Source organism: Flavonifractor sp. HCP28S3_F3 (assembly GCF_052065355.1).
Classification (GTDB): Bacteria; Bacillota; Clostridia; order Oscillospirales; family Oscillospiraceae; genus Flavonifractor.
In genome coordinates, this window is sequence record NZ_JBQHUF010000027.1 from 1 (window position 1) to 6,212 (window position 6,212).

A 6,212-nucleotide genomic window follows, 5' to 3' on the forward strand; every position below is an offset into this window, starting at 1 on the left:
GGCCGGGGATCTGAGGTCCCCGGCCCCGCTGTTGATTTCAGGTGGTCTTTTCCAGTTGGAGCAGGATATTCCCGCACATGGGTTTATTTTCTCCATCCAGGAAGAAGAGCACCGCTCCCGCCTCTACCGGCTCAGAGAAGGTCACCGTTCCGTCGGCCTTGAGGATACCGGAGGTGATGCCGGTCATCTTTCCACCCTCATAACTGGCCGCCCAGACCAGGGTATCGGAAGTCAGCACCTGATTCGGATCGGACACCTTGGCCGTGCGCAGCTCCTCTCCACTGCCGGACAGGCTGACAGACACACCCTCCGACGAGGTTCCGCCCAGGGACATATCTCCCACCAGACGGAGATACTTCTCCCGGGAGAAGTCCATGGCCATCAGCTCCGCCGGGGTTACAGAGACTCCGGCCCCTTCCGGCGCGTCATAATACACGATCCCGCCGTCATAGCCAGCCGGGGTATCCATCGTCAGCTGGAACTCGCCTGTGTAAGATCCCGACTTGAACAGGCCGAAGCGCCCAATCATCTCAATGTCACTGTTTTCCCCCACTAGGAGGGTGCAGCCCTTGCCCTCCACCACGGAGAGGCCCTCCGGAACCAGGAAGGTACCGCCGGAGATAGTTACGTTTGGATTATCATCGCTGAAGACACACGGGTCACCCTCCAAACAGGTAAACGTGCCGCCGGAAATCTCCAGCACTCCATTTCCCCCATTGGTCACACAACCTTGGAACACCGGCGGATCTTCGCTTATGAAAGTCCCACCGGAGATAGCCATGGAAACATCGTTTCCTAAATTGTAGACGCAGGAACCCATAGGACTGTAAAAGCTGCCGCCCTCGATGGTCGTACGGAGAGAGGCGGTCGTTGTCCAGCTTTCTACACAGTTTCCGCTTTCACAATAGAACGTACCACCCCGAACGATGGTATCGGCCACGGCCTTCGCGTTGCCGGGCCTGCTGTTCACATTGCAATATTGGTCGCTCTCTCCCATCACCTGAAAGGTTCCGTCCTCGATAACCACGCTACCCCAGTAATTGGCTATGTTATAGTCTTCGGCAGCCTGGAAGGTGCCTCCGCAGATGGTCAGTCCCTCGCCCGCCTCTCTGGATTCGTTGTCTATGCAGCCCAAAAACCGACCGCCAAAGATCTCCGCCGTTCCACTATTATCGATGCAGGTACCGCAGCCGTTTTGACTGCCGCAGGAAAAAGTCCCGCCAGAAATGGTCAGCGTCCCGGAATTTTCTATCGAGGGATACGACACTTCATCGCCAGCTCCCCCCATAATAACCCCTTCTGTGATAATCAGCGTTCCGCCTGCCCCGTTTTCAATCGCCGTGCTGCCGGTCGCTGTGGCCTCAGGTCCGTCATAGCCTTTGACCAACCCGCCGCTAATGGTAATTGTTCCGCTTTCGTTTTTCAGTACGGTCCCTCTTCCATCCCGGACCACCTGTCCACCGTCGATCTGTACTGTGCCTTCGGCGTTGGTAATTTGGCCGACCCGTCCATCGTGGATTGTCAGATCTCCGCAGCCATTTTCAATCCGCTGCACCGTTCCACCATACACTATGGTGTCACCGTCTCCCTCCACAGCCACTTTATTCACCGTACCCTCATAGATGTAGATATTTCCGTCCCCTGGGCTGTCCACCGTCACCTGGCCGCAAAAAACGGATACATCGCCGCTATTGTTGGTAACGCTGGCATAGAGGCTCCATCCAATCATGTTGCCATCCAGATCCTCTTCATACATACAGTCCCGCACTTCCAGAGAACCTCCATCGTTAATCAACGTGCATCCATAGCCGTGCTTGCAGATAGTCACATGAGCGCCGTCGATTCGTATGTCAGAAGAGATCCTCTCCGCCAAGTAGTAGGTCCCGCTTTCCGTCAGGGTATAATCCATCTGGCTGAGCAGTTTTTTGGTCAGAGGGGTCCCATGGGCATCGCTGGTGAAGTCCGTATTCAGAGGATCGCAACCGGTGAGCATCCCCACCCGGTTATCCCAGAAAAACCCCGATGCGGCGTTGATAACTCCCACCAGAGCATTGAACACCAGAGCCGGTCCCGCCATAGTTCCGCCGGAGGCAGCCACCACCGCCGGCAGCAGCGTCATGGTGAGCGTAAAAAGCAGTCGGTCGTTCTCGTAATTATCAATGCTCTGATTTAGCTGCTCCTTTTCGCTCCCTGTCAGGTCGGTCCGTCCGGACACTTGCTCCCGCAGTTGCTCGGCACTGTCCTGGATGGTAAAGAACTGGCCGGCCAGGCCACTCACCGTCTTGATAGTACCCAGCTGCTCTGACAGAGCCCGCAGGGTCTTGGAAGATCCAGCTGCTTCGTCCAGCACCGTCTTCACAAATTTGCTCCCGCTGACGTCATGGACGATCATTGCATAGGTGGAGGGATCGGAATAGTCCAGATAGAGAATATACTTTCCTCCGTCCAACGTGTACTTGGTGAGCAGTTCCAGATCCTTATAGGTGCCCAGCCAGTCGTTCAGGTTTCCGCCGGTGGTCTCGTCAAACACATCCACCGCCAGATCCACCGTCACCTTGCCCTCCGCTTCCAGCAGAGCGGTCAAATCCACGGTGGCCTCAGTCAGCTGACCAGAGCTGGCCGTGACTTGGGCGGTACACCCCTCGGTCTCCAGGGCGGCCCAGTCCACCGTTCCTGTCATACTGTTCTCTTCCGTTTTCACGGTATACTGCACCCCAATTTTTCCGGGGGTATAGTCCGCATTTCCACCAAACCAACCATTGGTGGTAAATGCCGTACCGTCCCACTGAGCTTCCAGCATTCGGACCGCGCTGCCCTTCGTGCTGGTGATGTACACCGTCTCGATCTGTTCCGGATTGTCAAAGGCAGCTGTAAAGGAATAAGACCCACCCAGATCCACTGCCGTGTCCCCTTCCAGGAGAGAGAGCTCCCGCCCGTCCGCCGTCTTTACCGTCAGGCTGGAAAGTTCCGGCGTCCCGCCGTCCGCAGCCAGCGCATTCGCTGGCAAGAACGTCAGGAGCATCACTGCTGTCAGTGCCGTGCTGATCCACCGTTTCATTCCCATCTCTCTCCGCTCCTTTTCCCATAATTTATGATATATATATCATTTTTTCCTTTCTTTTGCAACAAAAAAGCGGAGCCTCAAGGGAGACTCCGCATTTTTTAGTTGAACTTATAGATTTTCCGGGCTAGCCGGTACAGCCGCACCGACAGCTTTCGGCCCTGATAGCCGGGGATATTGGTCACCATGGACAGGGACCGGTATTTCAGCTTGTGGTAGAGCTTGGGGTTATTGGCCCGCAGGAACTCCCACAGCTCCGTCTTCTTCCCCAATGCGGCGGGAGAGCCGTCAATAATGAGGAAGATGGAGGAGATGGTCATCATCATGGACAGATAGTTGACCATATACTGGGCCAGCTTCCGCTGGGTGTAATACAGACCGTTGAGGGCGTGGCTCTCGATCATCAACTTGGTGACCCGCACCTGCTGGTCCACCCGGGTGACCATCACCTTTTCATTCACGCTCTGGTCCGAGCGGCCGATAAAGTAGCGGTACAGGTCGATATCCATGTAATACATGCTCTTTACCGAGGGCAGAGGCTGATAAACGAAAATATTATCCACATAGAAGGTGTGCTTGGGCAGCTCCAGTCCGCAGTCCCGCAGCAGCTGGGTGCGGTAGATCACCGAGTGCATCAGCAGGTACTGGGAGGGCCGAAACCGGCCGATCTCGCTCCAGGTAAAGATCCGGTTCTGGGGGAACACGTTGGTATAACGCATGACCTTCTGGGTGTTGTCCTCCACATGCTCATAGACATAGTTGGCAATGAGCATGTCCACCGGCTGCTCCATGGCGGCAAACTCCCGCAGCTTATCCAGCGCGGCAGCCAGCGCCTTTTCGTCCAGCCAGTCGTCAGAATCCACCACCTTATAGTACATGCCGCTGGCCCGGCGCAGGCCCTGATTAACGCCCTCGCCGTGGCCGCCGTTCTCCTGATGAACGGCCTTGATGATGGTTGGATATTCCGCTGCGTATTTGTCACAGATGGCCGGAGTGTCATCCTTCGTGGAGCCGTCGTCCACCAGAATGATCTCCACGTCCTCCCCGCCGGTGAGCAGGGTGCGGACGCAGTGATCCATATAGGCCGCGGAGTTATAGCAGGGTACGGCAAATGTGATGAGCTTCGACATGTATCTGTTCCTCACTTCAGCAGTTCGTCACACAGTTCCAGCGCCCGGGCGGCGATGGCGTCCATGTTGTAATACTTATATTCTGCCAGCCGGCCCAGCAGATGGAAGTCGGCATACTGGTCCGCCTCCGCCTTATAGCGGGCGTACAGGGCGTTGTTGGCCTCATTGATGATGGCGTAGTAGGGGATCTCCCCCGCCTCACCGGTGTAAGCCCGGGAGTACTCCTTCATAATGGTGGTGACGCCGGGCAGCTCCTGGCCGGTGAGATACTTGAACTCAGTGATGCGGGTATAGTCCTGATCCACCGTATAGTTCACCGTGCCGTGGCTCTGCCAGTGATCCACCGGCTTGGTCTCAAAAACAAAGTCCAGGGTCCGGTAGGGCAGGCGGCCGTACTTACAGGCAAACAACTCGTCCGCCGCGCCAGTATAGATCACCGTTCCGGTAAAGGGCTCCCCATCCAGCAGGATCCGGTCTCCGTCCAGCTTCATCCGCTCCAGGGCGTCCGTCCCGGTCTCCACCGTGATGTCCGGATGGTCAAGCAGCCGCTGGAACATGGGGGTATAGCCCTCCCGGGGCATGCCCTGATATTCGTCCTGGAAATACCGGCAGTCCTCTGACAGGAACACCGGCACCCGGGCGGTGGTCGCCGGATCGATCTCCTCCGGCGTCTGCCCCCACTGCTTCATGGTGTAGCGAACAAAGACGTGCTCATATACGTAGTCGGCCAGGGCACGGATCTCCGGATCTTCACTCTCCCGCAGCTCCAGGATGGTCACCTTCCGCTCCGCCCCGTAGGTATCCAGCAGCTTCTGCTCCAGTGCGGCGGCCTGCTCCGGCGGAAACACGGTCCGGAGCGAGATCAGGTTGAAGGGCACGGGCAGCTCCAGCCGCCCCTCACCCTCCGGGATGTTGGCCACCACATGGTGCTGATAGTTGAGCCAGGGGGTGAAACGGGACAGATAGTCAAACACCCGCTTGTTGCTGGTATGGAAAATATGGGGGCCGTACTTGTGGATCAGCACGCCGGCCTTGTCAAAGCAGTCATAGGCGTTGCCGCCCACATGCTCCCGCCGCTCCAGCACCAGCACCCGCTTGCCGCCCCGCTCGGCCAGCTCCCGGGCGGAAACAGCTCCCGCCATGCCCGCACCGATCACCAGGCAGTCAAATCGTTGCTCCATTCGGATCTTCCCTCTCTATGCACGGATTTTCATCTAATACGGGCCTATTTTACCACACCACTATAAAAGATGGGGCAAAAAAGCCATTAAGTTTCCCTTAATATTTCCTCAGGTTTACCGGTCGGAGCTGGGCTGTCCGTCCTGCTTGGCGGGGCCGCCCAGGAAGCACTCGGCATAGTGGTCCATCGCCTGCTGAATGACCCGGATAGCGGCCTGACGGTCGTTGACGTCGCCGGCCACGGCTTCCTTCCCCTCCAGCGCCTTATAGACGGAGAAGAAGTGGGCCATCTCGTCAAAAATGTGAGGCGGCAGATCCATCAGGTCCTGATAGGTATTATAGGTAGGATCGGAGAAGGGAATGGCGATGATCTTTTCATCGTTCTTCCCGCCGTCCAGCATGGAGATATAGCCCACCGGATAGCAGCGCACCAGGGTCAGGGGATCCATGGCCTCGGAGCAGAGCACCAGCACGTCCAGAGGGTCTCCGTCGTCGCCGTAGGTGCGGGGGATAAAGCCATAGTTGGCGGGATAGTGGGTGGAGGTATGAAGCACCCGGTCCAGAATGATCAGGCCGGTCTCCTTATCCAGCTCATACTTTTTCTTGCTGCCCTTGGGAATCTCAATAACGGCGATAAAGTCCTCCGGCTGGATGCGTGAAGGGTTCATATCATGCCAAATATTGGACATAACAACGTCTCCTTTGCAAATTGGTACCGCAGAGCACCCTCTGTCGGCCTGCAATATTTGCGCATGTTATATTATATCTGTCCGAAACGCAAAATACAAGTATCGGCCGCAAAACGGCGGGGGGGGGGGGGGGGGGGGGGGGGCCGCCCCCGC

4 protein-coding genes are annotated in these 6,212 nt (G+C 57.0%); all 4 read right to left on the minus strand.

Annotated features, from left to right (window positions below; genetic code table 11):
- Nucleotides 1–37: 37 nt before the first annotated feature.
- Complete coding sequence (locus tag ACTNB1_RS14715; protein WP_441170525.1) at nt 38–3,064, minus strand: hypothetical protein; 3,027 nt, start codon at nt 3,062–3,064, stop codon at nt 38–40.
- 98 nt (nt 3,065–3,162) lie between these two features.
- Nucleotides 3,163–4,191: a glycosyltransferase family 2 protein gene (locus ACTNB1_RS14720; protein WP_441170526.1), complete on the minus strand. Its 1,029-nt coding sequence runs from the start codon at nt 4,189–4,191 to the stop codon at nt 3,163–3,165.
- A gap of 11 nt (nt 4,192–4,202) precedes the next feature.
- Nucleotides 4,203–5,372, minus strand: a complete 1,170-nt coding sequence (glf, locus tag ACTNB1_RS14725; RefSeq protein WP_441170528.1) for a UDP-galactopyranose mutase — start codon at nt 5,370–5,372, stop codon at nt 4,203–4,205.
- Between the two features lie 114 nt (nt 5,373–5,486).
- Complete coding sequence (locus tag ACTNB1_RS14730) at nt 5,487–6,059, minus strand: inorganic diphosphatase (protein ID WP_441170529.1); 573 nt, start codon at nt 6,057–6,059, stop codon at nt 5,487–5,489.
- Nucleotides 6,060–6,212 lie beyond the last annotated feature (153 nt).

What these genes read in the sequence shown, in the direction of transcription:
- ACTNB1_RS14715 (WP_441170525.1), bottom strand. Translation starts at nt 3,064, where the DNA reads ATGGGAATGAAACGGTGGATCAGCACGGCACTGACAGCAGTGATGCTC.
- ACTNB1_RS14720 (WP_441170526.1), bottom strand. Translation starts at nt 4,191, where the DNA reads ATGTCGAAGCTCATCACATTTGCCGTACCCTGCTATAACTCCGCGGCC.
- glf (WP_441170528.1), bottom strand. Translation starts at nt 5,372, where the DNA reads ATGGAGCAACGATTTGACTGCCTGGTGATCGGTGCGGGCATGGCGGGA.
- ACTNB1_RS14730 (WP_441170529.1), bottom strand. Translation starts at nt 6,059, where the DNA reads ATGTCCAATATTTGGCATGATATGAACCCTTCACGCATCCAGCCGGAG.